Source organism: Candidatus Symbiopectobacterium sp. NZEC135 (assembly GCF_025962695.1).
On the sequence record NZ_JAGFPF010000006.1, the window covers coordinates 36,595 to 59,418 of the forward strand.

Annotated in this window: 21 protein-coding genes; 8 read left to right on the forward strand and 13 right to left on the reverse strand. The window is 47.9% G+C overall.

Annotated elements, in window-relative coordinates; translation table 11 throughout:
• Positions 1-3 precede the first annotated feature (3 nt).
• The 3 genes from dppC to dppA form a co-directional block, all read right to left on the reverse strand.
• Positions 4-906 (reverse strand): dipeptide ABC transporter permease DppC, encoded by a 903-nt coding sequence (dppC, locus tag J5224_RS05470; RefSeq protein ID WP_264624396.1) that lies wholly within the window; start codon positions 904-906, stop codon positions 4-6.
• 14 nt (positions 907-920) lie between these two features.
• Positions 921-1,940 (reverse strand): dipeptide ABC transporter permease DppB, encoded by a 1,020-nt coding sequence (gene dppB / locus J5224_RS05475; RefSeq protein ID WP_264624397.1) that lies wholly within the window; start codon positions 1,938-1,940, stop codon positions 921-923.
• Between the two features lie 157 nt (positions 1,941-2,097).
• The gene (dppA, locus tag J5224_RS05480) at positions 2,098-3,705 is read right to left on the reverse strand and encodes a dipeptide ABC transporter periplasmic-binding protein DppA (protein WP_264624398.1); all 1,608 of its coding nucleotides are present in this window, start codon (positions 3,703-3,705) and stop codon (positions 2,098-2,100) included.
• A gap of 1,061 nt (positions 3,706-4,766) precedes the next feature.
• Here dppA and J5224_RS05485 point away from each other — a divergent pair.
• From J5224_RS05485 to J5224_RS05500, 4 genes are all read left to right on the forward strand, one after another.
• Positions 4,767-6,116 (forward strand): 2-hydroxycarboxylate transporter family protein, encoded by a 1,350-nt coding sequence (locus J5224_RS05485; RefSeq protein WP_264624399.1) that lies wholly within the window; start codon positions 4,767-4,769, stop codon positions 6,114-6,116.
• A gap of 69 nt (positions 6,117-6,185) precedes the next feature.
• Positions 6,186-6,569, forward strand: a complete 384-nt coding sequence (locus tag J5224_RS05490; RefSeq protein WP_264624400.1) for a VOC family protein — start codon at positions 6,186-6,188, stop codon at positions 6,567-6,569.
• Between the two features lie 490 nt (positions 6,570-7,059).
• Positions 7,060-7,713 (forward strand): helix-turn-helix domain-containing protein, encoded by a 654-nt coding sequence (locus J5224_RS05495; protein WP_264624401.1) that lies wholly within the window; start codon positions 7,060-7,062, stop codon positions 7,711-7,713.
• Positions 7,714-8,211 carry a hypothetical protein gene (locus J5224_RS05500; protein ID WP_264624402.1) on the forward strand — a complete coding sequence of 166 codons (498 nt, stop codon included), beginning with the start codon at positions 7,714-7,716 and terminating at the stop codon, positions 8,209-8,211. It abuts the gene before it with no gap.
• Here J5224_RS05500 and J5224_RS05505 read toward each other — a convergent pair.
• The 6 genes from J5224_RS05505 to J5224_RS05530 form a co-directional block, all read right to left on the reverse strand.
• On the reverse strand, positions 8,204-8,938 hold the full coding sequence (locus J5224_RS05505; protein ID WP_264624403.1) for a metallophosphoesterase family protein: 735 nt from the start codon (positions 8,936-8,938) through the stop codon (positions 8,204-8,206). The genes J5224_RS05500 and J5224_RS05505 overlap by 8 nt on opposite strands.
• Positions 8,939-9,631, reverse strand: a complete 693-nt coding sequence (locus J5224_RS05510; protein WP_264624404.1) for a VUT family protein — start codon at positions 9,629-9,631, stop codon at positions 8,939-8,941.
• A 301-nt stretch (positions 9,632-9,932) separates the two neighbouring features.
• The gene (gene dcuR, locus J5224_RS05515) at positions 9,933-10,655 is read right to left on the reverse strand and encodes a two-component system response regulator DcuR (RefSeq protein ID WP_264624405.1); all 723 of its coding nucleotides are present in this window, start codon (positions 10,653-10,655) and stop codon (positions 9,933-9,935) included.
• Between the two features lie 2 nt (positions 10,656-10,657).
• Positions 10,658-12,262 carry a sensor histidine kinase gene (locus J5224_RS05520; protein WP_413544645.1) on the reverse strand — a complete coding sequence of 535 codons (1,605 nt, stop codon included), beginning with the start codon at positions 12,260-12,262 and terminating at the stop codon, positions 10,658-10,660.
• Between the two features lie 113 nt (positions 12,263-12,375).
• Positions 12,376-13,788 carry an anion permease gene (locus J5224_RS05525; RefSeq protein WP_264624406.1) on the reverse strand — a complete coding sequence of 471 codons (1,413 nt, stop codon included), beginning with the start codon at positions 13,786-13,788 and terminating at the stop codon, positions 12,376-12,378.
• Positions 13,789-14,257: 469 nt separating this feature from the next.
• Positions 14,258-15,916 carry a putative transporter gene (locus tag J5224_RS05530; protein WP_264624407.1) on the reverse strand — a complete coding sequence of 553 codons (1,659 nt, stop codon included), beginning with the start codon at positions 15,914-15,916 and terminating at the stop codon, positions 14,258-14,260.
• A 648-nt stretch (positions 15,917-16,564) separates the two neighbouring features.
• Here J5224_RS05530 and J5224_RS05535 point away from each other — a divergent pair.
• Positions 16,565-17,203, forward strand: a complete 639-nt coding sequence (locus tag J5224_RS05535; protein WP_264624408.1) for an acyl-homoserine-lactone synthase — start codon at positions 16,565-16,567, stop codon at positions 17,201-17,203.
• On the opposite strand, the gene J5224_RS05540 is transcribed toward J5224_RS05535, so the two are convergent.
• The 3 genes from J5224_RS05540 to ibpA all read right to left on the reverse strand — a co-directional run bounded on the left by J5224_RS05540 (position 17,183) and on the right by ibpA (position 19,259).
• Positions 17,183-17,905, reverse strand: coding sequence for a helix-turn-helix transcriptional regulator (locus J5224_RS05540; protein WP_413544647.1), 723 nt, complete (start codon positions 17,903-17,905; stop codon positions 17,183-17,185). The two genes, J5224_RS05535 and J5224_RS05540, sit on opposite strands and share 21 nt — an antisense overlap.
• 367 nt (positions 17,906-18,272) lie before the next feature.
• Positions 18,273-18,728, reverse strand: a complete 456-nt coding sequence (gene ibpB / locus J5224_RS05545; RefSeq protein WP_264624410.1) for a small heat shock chaperone IbpB — start codon at positions 18,726-18,728, stop codon at positions 18,273-18,275.
• A gap of 117 nt (positions 18,729-18,845) precedes the next feature.
• Positions 18,846-19,259: a small heat shock chaperone IbpA gene (ibpA, locus tag J5224_RS05550; protein WP_264624411.1), complete on the reverse strand. Its 414-nt coding sequence runs from the start codon at positions 19,257-19,259 to the stop codon at positions 18,846-18,848.
• A 273-nt stretch (positions 19,260-19,532) separates the two neighbouring features.
• Here ibpA and J5224_RS05555 point away from each other — a divergent pair, with 273 nt between their 5' ends.
• From J5224_RS05555 to J5224_RS05565, 3 genes are all read left to right on the forward strand, one after another.
• Complete coding sequence (locus J5224_RS05555; RefSeq protein WP_264624412.1) at positions 19,533-19,889, forward strand: YceK/YidQ family lipoprotein; 357 nt, start codon at positions 19,533-19,535, stop codon at positions 19,887-19,889.
• 123 nt (positions 19,890-20,012) lie between these two features.
• On the forward strand, positions 20,013-20,267 hold the full coding sequence (locus J5224_RS05560; protein WP_264624413.1) for a hypothetical protein: 255 nt from the start codon (positions 20,013-20,015) through the stop codon (positions 20,265-20,267).
• 156 nt (positions 20,268-20,423) lie between these two features.
• A complete protein-coding gene (locus J5224_RS05565; RefSeq protein WP_264624414.1) occupies positions 20,424-22,031 on the forward strand; it encodes an ABC transporter substrate-binding protein in 1,608 nt (535 codons plus the stop codon).
• 37 nt (positions 22,032-22,068) lie between these two features.
• On the opposite strand, the gene J5224_RS05570 is transcribed toward J5224_RS05565, so the two are convergent.
• Positions 22,069-22,767 (reverse strand): GntR family transcriptional regulator, encoded by a 699-nt coding sequence (locus tag J5224_RS05570; RefSeq protein ID WP_264624415.1) that lies wholly within the window; start codon positions 22,765-22,767, stop codon positions 22,069-22,071.
• Between the last annotated feature and the right edge of the window lie 57 nt (positions 22,768-22,824).

Consider the following 22,824-nt stretch of genomic DNA (forward strand, 5'->3'; position numbering starts at 1 on the left):
GGATCACTGCTTGAGTTTGGGGTCGAGAGCGTCACGCAAGCCGTCCCCCATCAAGTTAAACGCCAACACTGCGAGCAGGATCGAAAGGCCAGGGAAGGTCACGACCCACCAGGCACTTTGCGCAAACTGCAACACGTCGGCCAACATGGTGCCCCACTCCGGCGTTGGCGGCTGTGCGCCCATGCCGAGGAAGCCCAATGCAGCCATGTCGAGGATGGCGTTGGAGAAGCCCAATGACGCCTGCACGATGAGCGGTGCCAGGCAGTTGGGGAAGATATTGATGAACATTTGGCGCATCGCGCCAGCCCCCGCCACGCGGGAAGCGGTAACGTAATCGCGGTTGACCTCGACCAGCACCGCCGCGCGCGTCAGGCGCACATAGTGCGGCAACGCCACGAAGGTTAGCGCCAGCGACGCATTGACGATGGACGGCCCAAACACCGCCACCAGCACCAATGCCAGCAGCAGGCTGGGCAGTGCCAGCATGATATCCACCACGCGCATGATGAGGGTGTCGACCATGCCGCCAAAGTAGCCCGCCATCAGCCCGAGTACCACGCCCATAATCAGCGACAGCACCACCACCAGACAGCCAACCAGCAGCGACAGGCGTGCACCGTACATCAGGCGCGAAAGAATATCGCGACCCACATCGTCGGTACCCAGAATAAACTGCCAGCTACCGCCTTCCTGCCATACCGGCGGGCGCAGCAACGCATCGCGGAACTGCTCGGCGGGCGCGTGCGGTGCCAGCACGTTAGCACCGATGGCGATAATAAACATCAGTGTGACGTATACCAGGCCCACGACAGCGCCTTTGTTACGTTTAAAATAATGCCAGAATTCCTGTAACGGGGTCATCGGCACGGGCGCATTATCAACAGCCGGTTCAGTGACTTGAGTCATCTTCGCCTCTCCCCTTATTTCTTGTGTCGAATGCGCGGATTCACCACGCCGTACAACAAATCGACCAGCAGGTTGACCAGAATGATCATGGTCGCCACCAGCAGCACGCCCCCCTGCACCACCGGATAGTCGCGGCGTTGCAGCGCATCAATCAACCAGCGCCCCAATCCCGGCCAGGAGAAGATGGTTTCGGTCAGAATGGCCCCTGCCAGCATGGTCCCCACCTGGAGGCCGATCACTGTGACCACCGGCAGCATCGCATTACGCAGCGCATGCACCACAATCACTCGCAGACGGCTCAGCCCTTTGGCGCGCGCAGTACGGATATAATCCTCACCCAGCACTTCCAACATGGCGGAGCGGGTCATACGCACGATCACTGCCAGCGGGATCGTACCGAGCACAATAGCAGGCAGAATCATGTGCATCACGGCATCGATAAACTCGCCCGATTCGCCATACACCAGGGTGTCGATCAGCATAAAGCCGGTCAGCGGCAGGCTGTCGTCGAGAAACACCGTATCGCTGATGCGGCCCGAGACGGGCGTCAGATTGAGATTGACCGACACCAGCATGATCAACATCATGCCCCACCAGAAAATCGGCATGGAGTAACCGGTCAGTGCCAGACTGACAGACGTGTGATCGAAAATGGAACCGCGTTTAACCGCCGCCAGCACCCCCACCGGGATACCAACACTCACGGCAAACAGCATCGCGCAGACACCCAGTTCCAGGGTGGCTTTGAAGCGCGGCACAAACTCATCCCACACCGGGATGCGGCTTTTGAGGGAAATACCCAGATCGCCGTGCAGCACACCGTTGATATAGGTGACATATTGCTGCCATAACGGCTTATCAAGCCCCAGCTCAGCCAGCAGCTGCGCATGGCGCTCAGGAGAAAGGCCGCGTTCGCCTGCCATAATCATCACCGGGTCGCCGGGGATCATGTGCACAAAGGCAAACGTCAGTAGGGTAATACCAATAAACGTTGGGATAACCAGCCCCAAACGCCGGAGTATGAACTGAAACATATCCCGAACTCTCTGTATATAAGTGCCTGACGGCTCATAGGCTGACAGGCTTATCAATGCTCACAGCTAGATTTTTACGGGCACCAAAGCCCCGCCCCAAACGCACCAACGGTACGTTCAGGGCAGGGCCAGGGTGCCCATGAAATGGCAGGCTGAATTAATCCAGGGTCACGTTATTGAAGCTGTGTACGCCACGCGGTTCGATCACATAACCTTTCACGTTCTTACGGATAGGTTCATAGACCGTGGAGTGAGCAACAATCAGCGCAGGAGCCTGATCGTGCATCACAACCTGTGACTGTTTGTACAGATCAATACGTTTCTGGTGATCGGATGTTTCGCGCGCAGGCTGAATCAAATCTTCAAACGGCTTGTAGCACCATTTGGAGTAGTTAGAGCCTTTTTCTGCCGCGTCACAGCTGAACAGGGTTGCGAAGAAGTTATCCGGATCCCCGTTATCGCCGGTCCATCCCATCAGCACCGTCTGATGTTCACCCGCTTTGGCGCGTTTCAGGTACTCGCCCCACTCGTAGGTGACAATCTTGGCTTTGACGCCAACTTTGGCCCAGTCAGACTGGATCATTTCCGCCATACGGCGCGCGTTCGGGTTGTACGGACGTTGAACCGGCATTGCCCACAGATCCACAGTGAAGCCATCCGCCATGCCCGCTTCTTTCAGCAACGCTTTGGCTTTTTCCGGATCGTAGGAGTAATCCTTCACATCGTCGTTAAAGCCCCACATGGTCGGTGGGATCAGGTTCTTGGCCGCCTGGCCCGCGCCCTGATACACCGCGTCAATGATGGCGCCCTTGTTTACCGCGTAGGTCAGTGCCTGACGCACTTTCACGTTATCCAGCGGTTTTTTCTGCACGTTGAAAGAGAGGTAACCCACGTTCAAGCCGGGTTTTTCCAGCAGCGTGATGTTCTTGTCTTCTTTCATGCGGGACAGATCGGCCGGGTTAGGATACGGCATGATCTGGCACTCATCTTTTTGCAGCTTGGCATAACGCACGGACGCATCCGGCGTGATGGAGAATACCAGGCGATCGATGCCCGGTTTCTTGCCCCAGAAGCCATCAAACGCTTTGTAGAGAATACGGGAGTCTTTCTGGTACTGCTGTAACTGGAACGGACCGGTACCGATCGGGTTCAGGTCGATCTTCTCCGGGGTGCCAGCTTTCAGCATGTTGGCACCGTACTCTGCGGACATAATCGACGCAAAATCCATCGCCAGGTCAGCCAGGAATGGCGCTTCCGGACGGGTCAGCACGAAACGAACGGTGTAATCGTCCACTTTTTCGATTTTGCTGATCAGCTCCGGCATGCCCATACCTTGATAGTATTCGTAGCTGCCGCCAGACACTTTATGGTACGGGTGGTTTGGATCTTGCTGACGCAGGAAAGAGAACAGCACGTCATCCGCATTGAATTCACGCGTCGGCTTAAACTCTTTACCGTCTTGCCACTTCACGCCTTTACGCAGATGGAAGGTATAGGTTTTGCCATCTTCGCTGATGTCCCATTTTTCTGCCAGACCCGGTTCAATTTCGGTCGTACCGCTTTTGAATTCAACCAGACGGTTATAAATAGGAATTGAGCTAGCATCAAAGGTGGTGCCGGATGTAAACAGTTGTGGGTTAAAACCTTCAGGAGAACCTTCGGAGCAATAGACCAGGGTTTTTGCCTGGAGACCGGCTGCCACAGACATGGCCAGCAAGCCGAGTCCGATTTTGAGCACCCTTGATTTTGCCAAGGATTTTTCCATTACGTGTACTCCATTGTGGATGTTGTGTGTTGATGAAAGTCAGACCAGGATATTTTTACTCGCCGCCGACAAGAGGCCGTTCTCATCAGCATCGACGCAGCGCGTCATGTGGTGGCTGTGGTCTGTACTTTTTGCCCGAAGGCTATATCCGTCATCCTGCAACTCGAATGATTTTGGATATAAAATTCACTTAATAAGGAGGGAGACGAGGCAGTATATGTGAGTGGCCTGCGGATAGGTTTGCGAACCCGGCATCAGCCTGACAATCCGTTGTCCCCCCTTCCAACCCCGTCAATGTGGCAACAGATCACCCTAACGTCAATATAATGGGTGTGGATTTACAAAATCGCCACATCTTCAACAATAGCATACAATCTGAAAAACTATAAAAAAAACTAAACAAAATCATAACCAACAACAAAAAAGCCAGATAATATTCTTCAAGTTTTTGTTAAGGCAGAAATTATCACCACAAAAAAAACATGAAACATCTTATGTCAAATGATGAATCAATGAGCAACAACGCTTGTTAAAAACGTTAATGGCAGGTAAAAATCCTGAAATAACATAAGAATTAGTGATAAGCATCACAGACATCATTAGCCTGGCACTAACTAGTTACGCTACTTGAAAAAACTTCTCATAGCAATTCCTAGCAATATCCATTAAAAATAGACGAATCAACCACCAAAAACCACTTAAAAAGAATGGTTATTTAAATTAAAAATCATATTGTTTAGTTATATTACAAATAGAATAATTTAATAAATAGTAATGCAATCAATTTAACCCTGCCCAGAGAATAAAAATAAATTTAATTACATTAGTTTGAGATAACTTATTTAAAAAAGAGTTGTCGCCGCCCTCACAATTACTTCATTTACTCATGGATGTTTTATTATATTTAACATTTAATCATGACAGGTTACTCAGGGATAATATCTCCACTGACTCAACCACTCACTTTAAGCATCACCTTACTCTTTGATAGTAAAACACTTAGCTTTCTAACAATAAAAACAACCCGTAAATATATAACCCGTTTACGCGGAGTAAACATAATGAAAAGAACTGAAACCGATGTCCTCTATGAGAGCACGCTCGCTGCCGACTCAACGTCGCAACTGTCGTTCTTCACCCAGTTTTTAAAAACTAAAATTGGTGCCGTACCCGTTGCATTATTTATTGCTATCGCAGCAGTCGTTTTTGCTGCCGCGTATGAAGGCTATCTGCCGAGAAATATGATCGGTGGCTTCGCTGTTATTATGACGCTGGGTTTTCTACTGGCGCATATTGGCCATACCATTCCGGTATTTAAAGATATCGGTGGCCCGGCAATCCTGTGTTTGATGGTGCCTTCTATTCTGGTCTATTTTCATCTGTTTAACGACAACACCATGAAGACCGTGCACCTGCTGATGAAGGAAGCCAACTTTCTCTACTTCGTCATCGCGTGTCTGGTGGTCGGCAGTATTTTAGGCATGAACCGCAAGATCCTGATTCAAGGAATGGTGCGCATGTTTGTACCGTTGGTCATCGGCACCGTCACCGCCGTGGTAACGGGTCTGCTGGTGGGTAAACTGTGCGGCTACAGCCTGTATCACACCTTCTTCTTTATCATTGTGCCCATTATTGGTGGCGGTATCGGCGAAGGCATTTTACCGTTGTCCTTGGCGTATTCTGCACTGCTGGGTCAAGCACCGGATGTCTATGTGGCACAACTGGCTCCTGCGGCGGTGGTGGGTAATATCTTCGCTATTTTCTGCGCGGGTATCTTGTCTCGCCTCGGCATGCGTCGTAAGGATCTGAACGGCGAAGGGCGTCTGGTGCGCAGCGACGAAGAGCAGAACCTGTTCACAGTCAACGACACACCAAAACCGGTGGATTTCCATCTGATGGGTGGCGGCCTGCTGATGATTTGCGCCTTCTTTATTATCGGTGGCCTGTTTGAAAAGCTGGTGCACATTCCCGGCCCGGTACTGATGATCCTGATCGCTGTGTTCTGTAAATACAGCCGCGTTATTCCCGCAAGCATGGAAACCGGCGCGCACAGCGTCTATAAATTCGTTTCCAGTTCACTGGTCTGGCCGTTGATGATTGGCTTGGGGATGCTCTACATCCCGCTGGAAAGCGTGGTCGCCGTGTTCTCTGTGGGCTACGTTATCGTCTGCGGCTCAGTCGTACTTTCTATGGCGCTGGTCAGTTTCCTGATTGCACCGCGTCTGAACATGTATCCGATTGAAGCGTCCATCGTCACCACCTGCCACAGCGGTCTGGGCGGCACAGGAGACGTCGCCATTCTCTCGGCGTCCAACCGTATGTCGCTGATGCCGTTTGCACAAATCGCAACGCGCATCGGTGGTGCCTCTACCGTGATCGGCGCAACGCTGCTGATGGGCTGGTTGTTGTAAGCTCAGGTTGCTGACAAAAACTGTCACTACTCCCGATTAACATGGCGGTCTACCACTAAGGAGACCGCCATGCTATCCGCCGATATTTCCATTCTCTATGTCAGTAACGTAATGAAAAGTGCCGACGTCTACACCGGGCTGTTTGGCATCAACCCCGTAGAAAAAAGCCCCACCTTCGCGCTGTTTGTGTTTGAAAATGGCTTCAAGCTCGGCCTATGGTCATGCTATACCGTAGAACCCAGCGTCAACCAGATTGCCAGTATACCTTCGGGTGAGATTGTGTTTACGGTACAGGATAAGTCAGAAGTTGATGCGCTTTATCAAACCTGGGGAGCGCAGCATCAGGTAACCGTGATCCAAAAACCGGCCCAACTCGACTTTGGGTATTCCTTTGCCGTTCTCGATCCTGACGGTCACCGGCTCAGAGTCTGTTTTCTCGAAGAAGAAGCGTAATCGTTGAACGCTCGGTGACATAAAACAGGGCCGCGACAGGGGGGGAATAACTCAGCTTGTCGCGGTCTCTCTTATTCACGTAAATGCACTGATTACTCGCAATACTGGCGCAGCGCGTCTTGTTTCTCGGGCAGCAGGCGGTAGAGATAAGCAGACTGTTCACTAGTGCCGAAAAAATATTCATGGCTGAAAATACGATTTCTTCATATTATCCAAAAAACACTTTTTCGCATAAGCAAATGGCTAAGTCACACACAGAAAAACCAAATAACAAAGAGTGTCACTTCATTGGGCTAAACATTATTACTACATCTATTCAATTATCATTATAAAATTATTTTCAAAAAAACATCCCTGGTGCCGAATACCAAAAATCATGTGCCATTCAACTAGCATACCTAGTTATTATAAAATTACGATGCTATGATAACACCCTCCTGTACAATATATCATCAACACTAACATTATAATGTAGAAAACAGGTAATATAATGCAATCAAAAAATGACATTTCTGAAGAAGAAGCAGGTAACCATCTGAAAAACATTGGTAAAAATTTAAATTATTTGATGTCATTAAAAAATATAGATGCACAATCAATCAGCGATCGAACAGGCGTTGGTATTGCGACCATTAACAACCTTAAGAAAGGGCATGGCAACCCAACGATTATGACACTGTCTTCAATAGCAGATTTCTTTCAAGTAAGCATAGGGGATTTAACCGACAACAATCTTTTAGAAGAATCAAATTCTTATGGAAAAGTAAAATCATTACCATTAATACGATATGATGAAATAGATGGATATCTTGCTAAGACCTTCTTTGCGACAAAAACATATTCCACAGAAGTTGATAACCTGCAAGATGATTCTTTATTCTCCATAGAAATATCAAACAATGCACTATCACCGGAGTTTGAAAGAGGTACCATCTGCATTGTCTCAGCTAATGAAAATGTTTGTGATGGCGATATCGTATTAGTAAAAATTAAAGAATATCCCATATGCTTTCGCCGCGTTTTTGTTGGTGTTAATGGGTTTCAGTTCTGCAATATTTCTCTAGAGTCAGAGATTAACATTACTGAATGTACAGAATATGTCATAGTCGGCGTATTACTTAACAAAATAAATAGGTTAAAGTAAATGAGACTTTATTTATTATTCATAACAAACAAAATTAAACGAATTTTCTCTCCAGCCTTCATTTATACTCTTGATAGAACTGTTGACTATACCAATGAAATAAATTGGGTTTTTAAAGAATATGGCACTCATACTTTTGTAAAAAAGAGTTGGGCGCAACTGAAAGGTGGTTATTTTCTACGACAGGTAAACCCAAGAGATATAGCGATTATCGCTGAGGTTGAAGCGATGAGAAAAATAAATAGTGATAAGTTTTATATCAGTAAAGAAAGTAGAATGGATATATGGACATTAACCAGCACAGGGAAAAAAATTACTATCACTGGTCAAGAATTTATCAAAGATCGTGAAATTGTAAACTATACAGATGTCATGGATGCATCAAGAATAGCCTATCACACCGGATTTAAAAAGGGCAGAGAGATCGCTGAATATCTTTCCACTCCAAGTTTATCAAAAAAAGAAGGAGGTAAACCCACGTTAACGATCATTAAATAAAATGCGTTTCTATAAATAAATTTTCATCAAAAGAGATAATACTGAAACCAGAATTATTCACAACATTGACAGTTGATGTCCCATTTTCCCACTGTGAGCAGAGCGCAGGCGATACAGACACCAGAATGTTCCCTATCTTACGCTGAAACAAAGTATGAGCATGACCCGTACCGATAAATTTTACTGGGCTATCATGACAAATACTCAGCAAGTCATCGGCATTCATCAACTGACAAACATCAACTAATGGTGTACCAACAGGTATCAAATGATGATGTAAGAAAATTGCAATATTCTCACATGCCGTGCCTGTTAAATCCTCCCGCAGCTTGTACAATGTCTCTTTTCTTATTACTCCATAGTCTTCGCCCGGTACAACACTGTTTAGGCCAAATAGCGCCCATGATGCACTAGATAGCTGCTCTACAGTCACTGCATGTTTGGCAGCTTTCATTGCAGCATCTAAATGTTCTATATCGTCGTGGTTTCCAGGCAAAACAGCATAAGGAAGACTCAGCCTGTCCATATTTTTAAAAAACAGTTCATAGCTTAATGTGCCGCCATCGTGAGAAATATCGCCTGTGACAATGATACGATCAACATTAAATATATTTCTATTTGCATTAAAATGGCTGAGAGCATTTATAAAGTTTTCATAATGAATTTTTGCCTGCACGCTATTTTCATCTGAAAAAAGGTGTGTGTCGGTGATGTGTAAAACTCGCATTTAATCTTCCTTATCTTTTTTAGCACCATAAACATTAAATGGGTTATACGATGTTTTAAAATCGAAATGATTTATTTTTTCCACTCTCTTCACCAACCCTACCAAATATATTGCCAAGGGCAATAACAAAATAGATATAACAACTTTATAACTCCATGTGGTAGATATTATATTCACCAACTCATCAAAAGAATACTTGCCCGAGAGGCTAATAGGATAGGATGTCAGCAATAATGCAGCTTGTGTGCACATTGAACCGAGAACATAACGGACAAAAAACCATTGCCCGGAGAATATCACCTTCATTTTAGAGATAATGAAGCCATTTATAAAATAAGAAATTGGAACTGAAAGCCACGACCCAATCATTACGCGCCAAAAATCATAATAAAGCCCGTAATAGTGTTTTGAGATTTCATTGTTGTTAATTTGAATCAATGCATTTATATTTAATAAAATAACATATAACGACTGACAAAAAACCATGATCCATATAGAACGGACAGCCAGCCTGTATCCATAAACCTCAGTGAGAAGCGTTGAAAACAGGAAGCAAAATGAAAAAACAATACCGCTTGCTGTTATTTTAAAATCACCTATTTCATAAACCTTATATACAAGCGTATCGCAGGTTACCATTATGGTAACATTTAAACCAACAAATAGGCCATATAGTTTTAGGTCCGAGCGCATCCATACTCCTCGACTATTATATTTTCTACGCCATATCCAACGGACAGTCTCTGCCAAAGTCATATTCTATTTTAAAACGAATCAACGTTAGCAATTACGGGTTAAACTTAGCATCACTAGAGATTATTTATTTATAGAAAATACTTCTTTATTTAGTCTTGATTGAAATACGAAAAAGAGGAGAACGCTGTGTGGAGATACCAATGCCAACTGATGAGAATACACGAATAATATAGAAAGAACATGATGATAAAAACATCGCGCTATCGCCTATACGATAGCACGAAGAGAGAAACAGCGATTACTCGCAATACTGACGCAGCGCGTCTTGTTTCTCGGGCAGCAGGCGGTAGAGATAGACAGGGCGGCCGGTCGATCCGTAGAGGATATTGGTGGCGAGAATATTAGTATCAGCGAGATATATCAGATATTTACGGCAAGATACGCGGGAAATACCAATCGCGTTCGCCAGCATTTCCGTGGAAAACTCAGCCCCTTGATTGCCTTCAATCCATTCGCAGACGGTGCGTAACGTCAGGCTGGTCAGCCCTTTCGGTAGCTTTTTACGCTCGCCGGCCACGCCGCCGCTGGTGCGACGAATCAGGCTATCAATATCCGACTGAGCAACAAATTCTCGATGTTTCAGCAGATTTGCTTCTTCGCGGTAGGCGGTCAGCGCCTGCTCAAAGCGAGAGAACTGGAACGGTTTAATCAGGTAATCGACTACGCCGTAATGCAGTGCTTTCTTAATGGTATACACATCACTGGCGGAGGAGATGATAATCACATCCGTCTGTTCGCTAAACTCACGAATGGTCGGCAGCAGATCCAACCCGTTATCCTGCTGCATATAGATATCGAGCAGCACCAGATCAATCTCGGAATCCGGCTGCATCAGTAAATTTCGCGCCTGCTGTAACGTTGGCACCGTTGCATAACAGTTGAAACCGGGCACCTGGCTCAGATAGGAACGGTTAAGTTCTGCAACCATGGCATCGTCATCAACAATCAGTACATTTATCATGGTTAAACAGCCTTGGCTTGATAAGGGATATTCACGAAAAACTGGGTATACACCTCAGGTTCCGACTCAAAATCGATACTGCCGCCCACTTTTTCCAGGCTCTGCTTGGTCAGGTAAAGACCGATTCCGCGCCCGGATCCCTTGGTGGAGAATCCTTGTTCATAAATACGGTGCTGATTTTCTGGCGTAATGCCGGGGCCATCATCGCCCACGATGCAGTGCAAGCGCCCATCCTGATGATGGAAACTCACGCTGATTTCTCCGTTTTCCATGTTACTCATTGCATCCATGGCATTCTCAATCAGGTTACCCAAAACGGTGATCAACTCATTGGTGGCATCCATATCGTCGGTCTCGGGCAACAGGCTCTCTTCAGTGATTGATAGCTGGATGCCAAGGTCGCGCGCCCGGTTGATTTTACCTAGTAAGAACCCGGCAATCACCGGCGATTTCACCTTGCGAATAATCGAGCCGATTTCTGCCTGATAGTTGTTCGCCGTTTTTAAAATATAGTCTTCCAACTGCGAGTAGTATTTCAAATGCAGCATGCCCAAAATCACATGCAGCTTATTCATAAACTCATGGGACTGTGCCCGTAACGCATCGGCGTAATAGGACATCCCCGTCAAACGCTGCAACAACTGGCCAATTTCAGTCTTGTCGCGGAACGTGGCGATAGCACCAATCACGTTACCTTTCACCGTCACTGGCACAGTATTGGTCAGCAGCAAGTTGCCGTTGATATTGATCTCTTCATCGCGCTGGGCGATACCACTTTCCAGCACTTGTCTGAGTCGAAGGTGCTCCATCCACTGCTCGCTGATGGTTTCTGCCGAGGCATTGGCCGCCATATTGCCTTGTCGGAACAGCCTGCGCGCTTCATCGTTAATCACCGTAATCCGACCACTGTCATCCACGGCAATCACCCCTTCCTTAATCTGTTTCAGCATGGCGTTGCGCTGTTCAAACAGATTGGAAATTTCATAGGGTTCAAACCCCAGCATGATGCGCTTGTGGATTTTCACCAGCACTAACGTGCCAAGCCCGCCAACTAACGCCCCAGCCAACAGCGCCCAGGGGATCATCCAACGGTTTTCGCTGATCACTTTCTGCACACTGGTCAGCGCAATCCCTAACGCTACGACGCCAACCTGCTTGCCATCATTGTTAAAAACCGGTGTAAATACCCGCAGCGCCGGGTCCAGCGTGCCGCGATTGATCGAGGTATTTTCCAGCCCAAACAGCGCCGGGTAAATGTCTCGCCCGGCAAAATGTTCACCGATACGCTCCCGTTCCGGGTGGGTATGTCGCACCGTGTCCATGTCGGTCACGGTGACAAACAGAAGCTGATTGCGGTGCGTGATGGTCTCGGCGGCGCGTTGCACCGCTTCGGGGTTACCCAATCCTTGCAGCTCATCAATCACCACCGGGGAAGCGGCAAAGGTGCGCGCAATGGCAAACGCCTTATCGCGCAGGCTGTCTTCGGAGAGTTGGTTAATGCGGAAAAACAGCAGAGCATAGACCACCAGCAACACGGCGCCTAGCACGACAGAGACCATCAGAAAAACGGATGTTCCCAGCTTCATCGGTGCTTTTGTCCTGCTCATGTCTTGCTCCGGAATCACCTTGGATATCCTTATCTTAACCTGTTTTGCCATATTTATCGTCCTGCGTTATTGCCCCGCGTGACGGGGCAACGAAAATCGCAGGCCGACAGGGATTACCAGAATCCCAATACCTTCCACCACATACCGCCAATACCCAGCCAGATAGGAATCACAACCAGGCTGATAAAGAAGCCGATTTTCCACCAGGTTGCCAACGGCATATAACCACATCCAAACAGAATCGGTGCCGGACCGCTTGAATAGTGCGTGGTGGACATGAACAGGTTACTGAAGATACCAAATGCCAGCACGGTCAACATCGGCGGTGCACCTGCGGCTAAGGCAATGGAAACGAAGATGGCATACATGGCGCTGATATGGGCAATCGCACTCGCCATCAGATAGTGGCTGTAGTAGTACACCAGCAGCAAGATGCCAAGCATCGGCAACCAATGGAACCCACTGACAGCGTTGCCCGCCAGTTGACCTAACCAGGCGATCAGCCCCATCTTGTTCAGCTGCCCTGCCAGGGTCATCAGCACGGCGAACCATACTACGGTGTGCCAGGCTTCTTTCTCGCCGACCACGTCATCCCAGCTCAGCGCACGGCTCAACAACAGCACGCTCAGCCCCGCCAGCGCGGTCAAGGTTGCATCGATATTCAGCGTGGAACCCAACACCCAGAAGGTCACCAGCCCAAGGAATACGCCTAAGACCACCCATTCGTCACGTGTCATGCGCCCCATTTCACGCAAACGCTCCACGGCAATGGCACGCATTTCCGTGGTTTTTTTCAATTCAGGCGGATAGAAGCGATAGATGAGATAAGGGATCAGTGCCAAGGAGAGAATACCCGGCACCAGCGTTGCCAACGCCCAATCGGTCCAACTGATGTGAATACCGAGCTGCGCCGCCAGCTTCGCCACCATTGGGTTACCCGCCATGGAGGTCATGAACATGGCTGAAGTGATGGCGTTACACTGGAAAATGGACTGCACCAGAAACGCCCCGATACGGCGCTGGGTGCCTTTCTCCGGCGTAGAATCATAAGCCTCAGAGATAGAGCGGAATAGCGGCGTGATAATCCCACCGCAGCGCGCCGAGGTGGAAGGCATCGCCGGGGCAAACAACAGGTCGGTAAACACCAGACCATAAGCCAGACCGAGCGAGCTGTTACCCAGTTTGCTGATGAACAACAAACCGATACGACGGCCAAAGCCGGTTTTGATAAAGCCGCGCGAGATAAAGAAGGCGCAGGCGATCATCCAGATGGTCGGGTCGCTAAAGCCAGCCAACACGTCCTTAATCGAGAGCAAACCAAGGATCGCCACGGACGTCAAACTGAACATCGCCATGGCACCGAGGGGATACGGGGAGAGAATAAGACCAATAACGGTGGCAATGAAGATGGCCATCAGGTGCCAAGCATCAGGCTTGACGCCCTCCGGCACAGGCAATAACCATAACGCGATAGCAATACCGATAATGATGAGGAGCTTAACTAACCTGCTACTGTTTGCAGACATAAAAACACCACGCTAGAAGATTAAAACGGAATTCGTTTTTTCCCACCCAATGCAGTGCGGAGGAGCGGTGTTTCGTTATTCTTCCTTCATCACCCCGATTACCAATATCTTATTCTCTTGATTGTCATTCTAATTCGGTAATAAGGATATTTTGTAAAGCGGATACATCAGCAGCAGAAAAAAAGGCGAGAAAACAATTGGTCAGGGTATTTTTCTCGCCCCATCAAATCGTATGATTAACGTTGAACATAATAAAGTAAACGGCAGTTTAATGATCGTTATTTTACTTACTAAACCGATTTAATAGTTTAAATATATTGGTCATTTAGCATCATGTGTTACGAAAAAAAAGGGCGATCAGTCACAGTGTAATAAATGGAAATTAAGTTATTAGAAAAAGTGATATACTAAATAAGAGAATAACGCGGTAAATAATACCGCGTTATTCTCTCGCTCTAACCCTTCTCACTTACAGGCTCCAAAATAATACCGCCAGCAGTTGAGGGGACATAATGCGCAAAAACATCGCCAGAGGATAAACCGTCGCATACGAGAGCGCGGCGGCCCCGCTGGTGGCATGCAATCCGTTGGCAAAGGCGAGCGCAGGCGGATCCGTCATCGAACCGGCTAACATCCCACACAGCGTCAGATAGTTCATTTTCCCAAGCGTTCGCGCCAACACACCGACGATTAACAGCGGAATGATAGTAATGCAGGCACCGTAGGCCACCCACCAGATACCTTCACCGTAGATAAGGGTATCAAAAAAATCACCACCCGATTTTAGCCCCACCACGGAAAGGAACAGCACAATCCCCAATTCGCGCAATGCCAGATTCGCACTGGGTGGCATAAACCAGTAGAGCTTACCAATGCCACCAATACGCCCGAGGATCAACGCCACCACCAAAGGCCCTCCGGCTAATCCAAGCCGCAGAGCAACGGGGAAACCGGGAATAAACAGGGGCACAGACCCCACCAACACGCCAAGACCAATGCCGATGAACACCGGCAGCATTTGCACCTGCTGTAGCTTCTGCTGGGCATTGCCAACAATATCCGCGACCGCATCGATGGCCGACTTGCGCCCCACCAGGTTAAGAATATCGCCAAACTGCAACGTGGCATTATTGCTGGCGACCAATTCCACACCGGCACGATTGAGCCGTGAAATCACGACGTCGTAGTTCTGCTTTAGATTCAACTCACGAATTTTTCGCCCAAGCACCTTGTCATGCGTCACGACCACACGCTCTACGTGCAGATCGGTACCACGCGTGGAGAGCGACGTATCGACCTCATCGCCTATCACCAGACGCGCCTGATCCAAATCATGTCGGGCTCCTACCAGATGCAGATAATCGCCCAGTTGAATCAAGGTGGCAGGTGCAGGCACCATCAGCGTATCGCCGCGTTTCAGCCGGGAGCAGACAATCGCATCACTATTGAGCATCGGCACATCTTGAATCGCCAACCCCTGCAAGTTCGGGTTGTTCACCTTGATATTCATGGTTTGCAACTGCTCATGGTGATGGCCGTTACGGTTATCAAATTGCCTGGCTTCTGCCTCAACCATGATGCGAAACCCGACGCGCAGCAGCCACATCACCAGCAAGATGCCGCAGATACCTAGCGGATAAGCCATCGCATATCCGGTTCCCATCAGGGTGACCTGCCCCGGATTCGAGCCTAAGTCGGTCAGGATTTGCTGCCCGGCCCCCAGAGACGGGGTGTTAGTCACCGCGCCCGAGAAAATCCCCAGAATAATCGGCAACGGAACAGCGAAAAGCTTGTGAATGATGATGGTGACAATACAGCCCAACAGCACGGTCAGTAGCGCGAAGCCGTTTAGCCGCAGGCCGGAAACGCGTAATGAAGAGAAGAAGCCGGGGCCCACCTGAATACCGATGGTGTAGACAAACAGGATCAGTCCAAACTCTTGAATGAAGTGCAGCATGTCGTTGTTGAGGGTGAACTGGAAGTATTGGGCAAAATGCCCCACCACAATGCCACCAAACAGCACACCGCCAATGCCCAACCCAACGCCGTAGATACGCCAATTGCCTATCCACAGCCCCAATACTGCTACTAACGCCAGCATACTCACGGTCAGTGCGATATCACTCATAGCCGTATCCTTGTGCAGCCGTCTTTCGCTTGAAAATCAGTCTAGACCGACGCGACAAAAGCGCCACTGACAGGCAGTCTGGCAGAAGGGGAAGCGAGAATCCGTGCCTTCCAGCACAAATCCTTATGAGTGATGGGGAAATAAAAAATCACTGTATGATTAAGCAGCTTTGTTAATAATATTTAGCAAAAACAATCATATGACGTGCACATTCAGTCGATTATAATCTACACTCTCCCGTAATTATGATTATTTAGTTCCAAAAATAACGCTAGCTAAACTTTTGTTATTCCTTAAGTGCTCTCAACAAATATCCCCCGACGGCAAAAGAGCAAGGGGGTTGGACCTAGCTAACTTATGGTCATTGTTTACATACATGTCGATTATTGCTACCAAAAAATTAACTAATTAATTGGCTCACTCATTCAACAAAATGATAATCGAAGTGATCAGCGATAATATTTTAAGTGTTTTCCATCATATTTAAGGTTTTATACTTACGATAATATCAATTAAATTAAGCCAGCAGTGATTTTTATTTTAAGATATGTTAAATTTTCACATGGAATGTAGCAACCACGAACTTAACAATAATTAATCATAAAATTATAATTTCATTAACTTAATATGTTTTTTATGGAGGATATTATGTTCAAAATTTTTGAAACCAGTTACAATGACATTAAAAAAAATCATAATAATATATTTCATCTGAGAAGGAAAACTTTCAAAGAGAGGCTAAATTGGCAGGTGAAATGCAAAAATGATATGGAATTTGATGAATATGATAACATGGACACAAACTATATAATAGGAACATTACAATCAAAAATCATTTGTAGCGTACGCTTTATAAGAATAAATAAACCTAATATGATAACACATACTTTCCATTCCTATTTTGGGGAGGTTGATTTTAAAAATGGAAATTATATAGAATCAAGTCGCTTTTTTGTGCAAAAAGATAGAGCAAAAAAATTCTTAAGCTGTGATTATCCAATTAGCACAATCCTTCTATTATCAATGATAAACTACTCTCGCCATCATGGATTTGATGGCATTTACACTATCGTAAGCAAGGCAATGTTGTCGATTTTAAAACGATCCGGATGGAAATTTGAAAATATAAAAGAGGGATGTTTATCGGAACAGGAACGCATCTATTTATTATTCCTTCCGGTTGGAATAGAAAACCAGATGGAATTATCATCAAAAATAAGCGCTAAGCTATCGTGCTCTAATTCAGAGCTACACACATGGCCTCTATCATTGCGGCCTTTTGATTAGATCTAACTCCATGCTAAGACGGATTGCTTGTTTTGCATTAATAACACCAAGCTTTGATGTCACGCTTGCCATATGAAACTTAACCGTCCTTGGTGAGATACCTACAATCAGAGCTATTTCTGAATAAGTTTTACCCATGCTACACCAATATAAAACCTCATTTTCCCTTGTTGTTAATAAGGCTCTGTTCGAGAATGGAGCCTTACTGTTATCAGCATAAAATGTTGCTATTTCTTCATGACTCTCAATGAGCAATAACTGTAATTTACTTTTGTTTTCTTGGATTTCACTTTCCAAATTTCTATTTGAATCCGCGTCAAGGATTAACGATAATGTCGCCAAGTTATTTGCGTGATCGTGCAATACAAATGTATATCCATTCACAATGTTATATTTTTTAGAAAGAGAAAAGATCTTTGTGGATTTGATATCTGAAAAGATTGTAATATCTTCATTCCATGCAAACGGAGAACTACGTCTAAGTGCCATTATCACAACCGGGTCTATATACTGAAATTTGTTATCCAAATAAGTCTTTACCCATTCCTCATGATAATTGGAGATAACAGAAATCTCCGAAAGATTTCTTTTATTTATTATGCTATAAGCGAAAACCACGCCTTTGATGATTTTTAGTTTTTGTTCTAAGTAAGAACGTAAAACTTCATTAGCATTTTTATCAAGTGTAAACCTCATGTGCACTGAACTCATACGATGATTAAAACAGCCACTGTCCAAAGGGACAGCAACACCCTGTAAAAACAGCCTATTTACCAAGTGACATCAACAAATTATAGTACTTATAAATAAAAAACTGGCCACAAGGGCCAGACGGCAAAATAAGCCAACACCAGGAATCTAAAATCTATTCACTCTCAATAAGAGATGAGTCTATAGACAAATTAAAATACATAAATCATATAATAACTCAAAAAAAATCATGTTATACAAAACAATAAAACATCAAAAAATAAATTAACACCAGGCTTTAACCTTAGCCTATCTATAAAAACAAAAATCCCCGGCAAAGCCGGGGATAGGTAACAGACTCGCCGTGTTATTTTACGAATTAAGCCTCACTGGCCGAGTCAGGCGCGTGCGTCAACTCAGGGCGGCTGCCGCCAATGGCGATACGCTGCGGTTGCAGTTCTAGCGGCACTTCACGCACCAGATCGATATGCAGCAAACCGAGTTCAAATTTCGCCTCGGAGACAGACAGGTGCTCCGCCAGCGTAAAGCTCAGGGTGAACGGTTTAAATGTGAGTCCCTGATGCAGATATTCCACTTTCTTCTCCGGCGGCGTCGGCGTACCACTGACCGTCAGACGTGGCCCTTCCACTTCGATCGCAAGTTCGCTTTGCTGAAACCCAGCCAGGGCCAGCGTGATGCGATAGTGGTTGTCGTCTTTTTTCTCAATGTTGTAGGGAGGAAACTCAACGGCCTCCTGACTGCCCTGCATTGAGCTGGCCAATTTGTCAAAACCGATCCACTGACGCAGCAGCGGTGATAAATCATAGTTACGCATAATGTGACTCCTTCTTTGAAGCGAGAGTGTGCCTTCAGAGGAGCAGACAGGCTCCACCGAATTCGCCCCCTAACGGCGGGCGGGCGTTAAACTGGGTGTTAAAACGTTAACGTCGTCTTATTTGATATCAATACGGCGCGGCTTCATCGTTTCCGGCACCACGCGCGCCAGGTCGATGTACAACAAACCGTGTTCCAGATTGGCACCGGTAATTTGAATGTGCTCAGCCAACTGGAATTTGCGCTCAAAATTGCGCTCGGCAATGCCCTGATAGAGATAGTTACGTGTTACCGGCTCACCGTCGTGTGCGCCTTTCACAATCAACAGATTGTCATGAGCGGTAATCTCTAGCTCATGCTCGGCAAAACCAGCGACAGCGATGGCAATGCGGTAATGGTTGTCATCCACCAGTTCAACATTGTAGGGAGGATACCCACCGTTACCCTGACTTTGTCCGGCTTCCAGCAGATTAAACAGACGATCGAAACCGATGGCGGAACGATACAGGGGTGAAAAATCAAAATTACGCATTACAGCCTCCTAAACCTTCAGCGAGGATTGATATGAACCTTCTTTGATAGACAGGCCCTACACCCCATCGGCTACCCTGTCGGCATAGCGTCATAATCTGGGGTTACCATAAAGATGGGGACCGGGTTCAAACTTTCAAGGCCACGATCGACGCAATTTTTCCTTTTCCAAAAAATTTATCGGAAAATGAAGTACTACCGCCACAACACAAAACATGACATCTTACATAGAGCCCATGGCACAAAGGCAAACCATTTCTCAATGGACAGCGATATGAAAGTACTGAGGCGTACTGCACTCTCTTTGTTGATAGCAGGAAGCGGGCTGGCACTTACCAGCGGCTGTTCCAGCGTGATGACACATACCGGCCCCCATCAGGGTTATTATCCCGGTACGCGTGCCAATATGGACGCCCTGCACAGTGAAGATGCCAGTTGGGCCATGACGCCACTGGTGATCCTCGATATGCCGTTTTCTGCCGTTATGGATACCTTGCTGTTGCCTTATGACTATTCGCGTTCGGGCAAAGAAAAGCCGGACGATTCGTTACGTGCTCGTATCCACCATGATGAACAGCTCCCCATCATCCCCGCAAGCGCCGTACAACCAAGCACGACGGCGCATCCGTAACTTGTTTGCTATACGGTCTATCCAACAGACCGATTTTTGACAGACATACCTTTATTTATCAGCATAATAGCGCCGTTATTTCGGGGGCATGTTGCCACCTGAGCGTCTATGGATGTGAAGTTAATGAAGCTAGACAGCCTTTACCGCTTGTTCCACGTCAGCAAAGGGGAATTTATGCCCCGCGCGCGCCAAAAACCTCATTGCCTGAGCCAACTCGCTCAGATAGATAACGGTGGTATTGAATTGACGCATTGCCAACGCATGCCGATGCCCCCTGCTGGCACAATCGCCTTTCGCCAACCGACTCATGTGAAAAGCGTGTGGCTTCACGCCTCTCAGGAAATGATTGTGCTCGGGGGGGAAGAAAAAGCGCTGTGAGCGGTTAAAGGACAGGCATAGACGGACCGCGTGGCGTGCATTTCCAGTTTACGCAATTGGTTATCCCATAAAGTTTATACAATATAAAATATATATTTGTTAGGTTGAATTTCATTCGTCCATTTTTGCTTTTTTGATCTTCAACCAGGGGGTTTTATGTCATGGTTTACCCGTTTGTCTCGCTGGGGAGGCAACGCACTGCTGCTTTCAGGATGGCTGGCAGCCAGCGCACACGCCGCCACCACGCCGCAGCGCGGTGGTGCACTGACGCTGATACTGTCCAGTGAGCCGTCCACATTGGTTTCATTGGCGACTGTCGCTCAACCGGCAATTGCGGTCAGTGGCAAAGTCACGGAAGGGTTGCTGACCTACGATTACGATCTTAATCCACAACCGCAGCTGGCAACGTCCTGGGACATCAGCCCCGATGGTAAAACCTACACCTTTCATTTGCGTCAGGGTGTAAAATGGCACGATGGTCAGCCTTTTACCTCCGCTGACGTGGCCTACTCTATTCAGTTGCTTAAACAAATACACCCGCGCGCCAGAAGCACCTTTGCTAACGTCAGCGATATTAAAACCCCCGATGCGCTGACTGCCGTCTTTGAGTTATCACACCCGGCTCCTTATCTGCTGCGCGCGTTTGCCGCCGGCGAAACACCGATTCTGCCAAAACACATCTATGACGTGCCGGGCAGCGATCCGCTGAAAAATGCCAATAACAATGCGCCGGTCGGCACCGGTCCGTATATTTTCAGCGAATGGGTACGCGGCAGCCACATTGTCTATAAACGCAATCCCAACTACTGGGATGCCCCAAAACCCTATCTGGATCAGTTGATCGTCAAGTTCTCGCCGGATGCCGTGGTGCGCACGTTGGCGCTGGAAACCGGAGATGCGGACATCGCTTACCGCACGCCGGTTGCGCTGAGTGAAATTGCCCGATTGAAGAAAGAGGGCAAACTGGGCTTTGAAACCAAAGGGAACAATTACTCCTACAGTGTCGCCTCGCTGCAATTCAATCTGGATGATAAGATTTTCAAAGACCTGCGCGTGCGTCAGGCGTTTTCTCACGCCATTGACCGGGATGCGCTGGTGCGAATTGCCTACTTTGGCCTGGCGACGCCGACGGCTTCTCCCGTTGCCCCCGGTTTGAAAACCTTCCACGATCCGTCGCCGACCCCCTATCCCTTCGATCTGGCGGCCGCTAACCGCCTGCTGGATGAAGCGGGATACCCGCGCGGCGCAGACGGCACTCGCTTTAGCATCACGCTGGATTACAACACCTATGACGATGCGTTCCGTCGTATCGCCGATTTCACACGGGCGGCACTGGCAAAAATTGGCGTTGCGGTCACGCTGCGCTCATCGGACATTTCGTCGCACACCAAACGCGTCTACACCGATCGCGACTTTGCGCTGGCACTGAACATGTTCGCCAACTTGTACGATCCTACCGCAGGCGTACAGCGTCTTTACTGGTCGAAGAACTACCGCGTCGGGTTGCCGTTCTCCAACACCTCGCACTACGTTAACCCCGACGTCGACCGCCTGCTGGAAGCCGCGCAAACGGAAAACGACAATGCCAAACGCGTTGCGCAGTTCCGCCAGTTCCAGCAGATCGTGATGCATGACGCGCCGGACATTAACCTGTTGTCGCCGCAGTTCATCACCATTTACAACCCGCGCGTTCACGACCATTCGCCAACGGCAGACGGTGTTGAAGGGAATCTGGCGGGGGTATGGGTAGAGCCTAAACCCTAAGAGACTCCCCGCAGCATCAGCGGGGAGGATAACTGGATCAGTCCGCGTGCAGAGATGCACGCGCACCGTTGAGGTGGCGTGCCAGCAGTTCCGCGCACAGATCGCCATTGCGCGTCTCGATGGCGCGCAGAATTTTACTGTGCTCTTCAGCCACACGCTGCCAGTCCCCGCTGCGTGCATTCCATTGATTCCCTTTAAAACGCGTGCGATACAGACGGGCATTGAGATTATTGTGCAACTCAACCAGTGTGGCATTGTGCGAGGCGTGCACCAACGCCTGATGAAAGGCTTGGTTAGCATGAAAATAGCGCAGCGATTCTCCAGCATGAAACGCTGTCATCAGTGCCTGTTCCTGCTGCTGTAACGCGTGCAGATCGTCTGGTGTCGCTTGCAACGCCGCCAGTCGACCCGCCAGTTTTTCCATTTCGGTATACACCACCAGCATGTCTTCAATTTCATTCGCCGCCAGAGACGCCACTACCACGCGCTTATTGGGGCGCAAATCCACCAACCCCTGGGCCGCCAACATTTTCAGCGCTTCACGCAATGGGGTCTGCGAGATTTGCAGGGTGCTGCAAATGCTTTGCACATTGATGGGATCGCCGGGTTGCAGGATGTCCTGCACGATCAGATCGCGCACATAGTCCGCCACGTGGTCGGTCAGCGGCCGCCGGTCAACCACCACGGCGGGAAGGGGAGCCGGGCTGGCCCGGTTTGCTGCGTCAGTCTGATCCATAGCGCCCTCATTGCTGATTTATCGGCCAGGATAACCACAGTGCCATATGCGTTAAAT